At 69.2% G+C, this 2,656-nt stretch carries 2 protein-coding genes; both read left to right on the top strand.

What is annotated here, in order from left to right:
- A partial coding sequence (locus KH616_RS23925) for a nitrite reductase (NAD(P)H) small subunit (RefSeq protein WP_292253581.1) occupies window positions 1–195 on the top strand: 195 nt, incomplete at its 5' end.
- A gap of 16 nt (window positions 196–211) precedes the next feature.
- Window positions 212–2,656, top strand: a 2,445-nt coding sequence (locus KH616_RS23920; protein WP_292253579.1) for a molybdopterin oxidoreductase family protein, incomplete at its 3' end; no start/stop codon positions are given.

Genomic DNA, 2,656 nt, shown 5'->3' with positions numbered 1-2,656 from the left:
GTCGATCCCGCCTCGCAGGCGGCGGTGATGTCGCGCGGGCTGATCGGCAATCTCGGAGAGCGGATCGTCGTCGCGTCGCCGCTGTACAAGCATCACTTCGACCTGCGCACCGGCGAGTGCCTGGAGATGCCGGAGCGGTCGGTCAGCACGTATCCGTCGCGCGTCGAGGACGGTTTCGTGTGGGTCGCGGCCTGACCGGCGCGGGGCGAACATGAGCGCAACGAACGTCAGGACCGTCTGTCCGTATTGCGGCGTCGGCTGCGGGATGGTGCTGCACGTCGAGGCGGGCGAGGTCGTCAAGGTATCCGGCGACCCCGACCATCCGGCCAACTTCGGGCGGCTTTGCACGAAAGGCGCGTCCGCGCATGTCGCGCTGCGCCAGTCGGGCCGGCTCGAACGCGCATTCGTGCGCCGTGCGCGCGAGGACGACCTCGTGCCGTTGCCGGTGCGCGACGCGATCGGCGAGACCGCGCGCCTCCTGCGGGCCGTACTCGACGCGCACGGCCCGGATGCGTTGTCGTTCTACGTGTCCGGCCAGATGTCGATCGAGGCGCAATACCTCGTCAACAAGCTCGCGAAGGGGTTCGTCGGCACCCACAACATCGAGTCGAACTCGCGGCTGTGCATGGCGAGCGCGAGCAGCGGCTACAAGCAGTCGCTCGGCGCGGACGGCCCGCCCGGCTCGTATCAGGATTTCGATTGCGCGGACTTGTTCTTCGTGACCGGCGCGAACATGGCGGATTGCCATCCGATCCTGTTCCTGCGGATGATGGATCGCGTGAAGGCCGGCGCGAAGCTGATCGTCGTCGATCCGCGCCGCACGGGCACCGCCGACAAGGCCGACCTGTTCCTGCAGATTCGTCCGGGCACCGATCTCGCGCTGCTCAACGGTCTGCTGCATCTGCTGCATGCGAACGGCAAGACCGATCCCGCGTTCATCGCCGCGTTCACCGAAGGCTGGGACGCGATGCCCGTGTTCCTGGCCGACTACACGCCGGCGGCCGTCGCGGCGATCACGGGGCTGGCCGAAGCCGACATCCGGCTCGCCGCGCAGTGGATCGGCGACGCGCGCGACTGGATGAGCTGCTGGACGATGGGGCTCAACCAGAGCACCCACGGCGTCTGGAACACCAACGCGATCTGCAATCTGCACCTGGCGACGGGCAGCATCTGCCGGCCCGGCAGTGGCCCGTTCTCGCTGACCGGCCAGCCGAATGCGATGGGCGGGCGCGAGATGGGCTACATGGGGCCGGGCCTGCCCGGCCAGCGCTCGGCGTTGTCGGACGCGGACCGACAATTCGTCGAGGATGTCTGGCGCGTGTCGCGCGGCACGCTGCGCCCCGAGACCGGCGGCGGCACCATCGACCTGTTCGCGCGCATGGCGGGCGGCGACATCAAGGCATGCTGGATTGTCTGCACGAATCCGGTCGCAACCGTCACGAACCGGCAGACCGTGATCGCCGGTCTGCAGGCCGCGGAGCTGGTGATCGCGCAGGATGCGTTCCTCGACAACGAGACGAACCGCTATGCCGACATCCTGTTGCCCGGCGCACTGTGGGCCGAAGGCGAAGGGGTGATGGTCAACTCCGAGCGCAACATGACGCTGATGCAGCAGGTGATCGACCCGCCCGGCGATGCGCTGCCGGACTGGCGGATCATCGCGGAAGTCGCGCGCGCGATGGGCTTCGGCGACGGATTCGACTACGCATCGGCCGCGGATGTGTTCGACGAGATCGTCCGTTTTTCGAATCCCGCGACCGGCTACGACCTGCGCGGCGCGAGCCACGCGGCGCTGCGCGATGCGCCGCTGCAATGGCCGTGCGCGCCCGGCACAGCAGATCGCCGCAATCCGGTCCGTTACCTGAACGACGGCGTGAGCCAGACGCTGCGCACGCTGCCGGATGCGTCGGCGCCACGCCTCGCGTTCCCCACGCCGTCGGGCAAGGCGCGATTCTTCGCGCGGCCGCACGTCGCGCCCGCCGAGCTGCCCGACCGCGAGTATCCGGTCGTGCTGAACACCGGCCGGCTGCAGCATCAGTGGCACACGATGACGAAGACCGGCAAGGTCGCGATGCTCAACAAGCTCAATCCGCGTCCGTTCGTCGAAATTCATCCGGACGACGCGCGCGTGCTCGGCATCGCCGCGAAGGGCGGGGCCGGGCAGGCCAGCGTCGAGATCCGCTCGAAGCGCGGGCGCGCAGTGCTGCCGGCGGTCGTGACCGATCGCGTGCAGGCGGGCCAGTGCTTCGCGCCGATGCACTGGAACGACGTGTATGGCGACGATCTGTGCATCAACGCGGTCACGAACGATGCGGTCGATCCCGGATCGCTGCAACCGGAACTGAAGTACTGCGCGGTGGCGCTGCGCCGTGTGGAGGCGGCGCCGCCTGCGCATACCGAGGATGACACCCCGCGGCGCGCGCCGGCCGAGGACCCCCGGCCGGAACCGGCCGCCGCGCATGGCGAACCTGCGTTCGAGGAACTGAACATGGCTGACATCGACACCTTTGCCGCCGCGCTCGGCATCGCCGAGACCGCACCGCCGCCGCTGACCGAGGCGGAGCGCACCTATATCGCCGGTTTCGTCAGCGGCCTGCGCTCGGATGCCGGCCGCCGCATGGGCGGTGTGCCGGTGCTGCCGTCCGGCGCGCCGCTT

It is taken from the genome of Burkholderia sp., assembly GCF_018375725.1.
Classification (GTDB): Bacteria; Pseudomonadota; Gammaproteobacteria; order Burkholderiales; family Burkholderiaceae; genus Burkholderia.
This window is presented reverse-complemented; position numbering and strand designations above follow the sequence as displayed.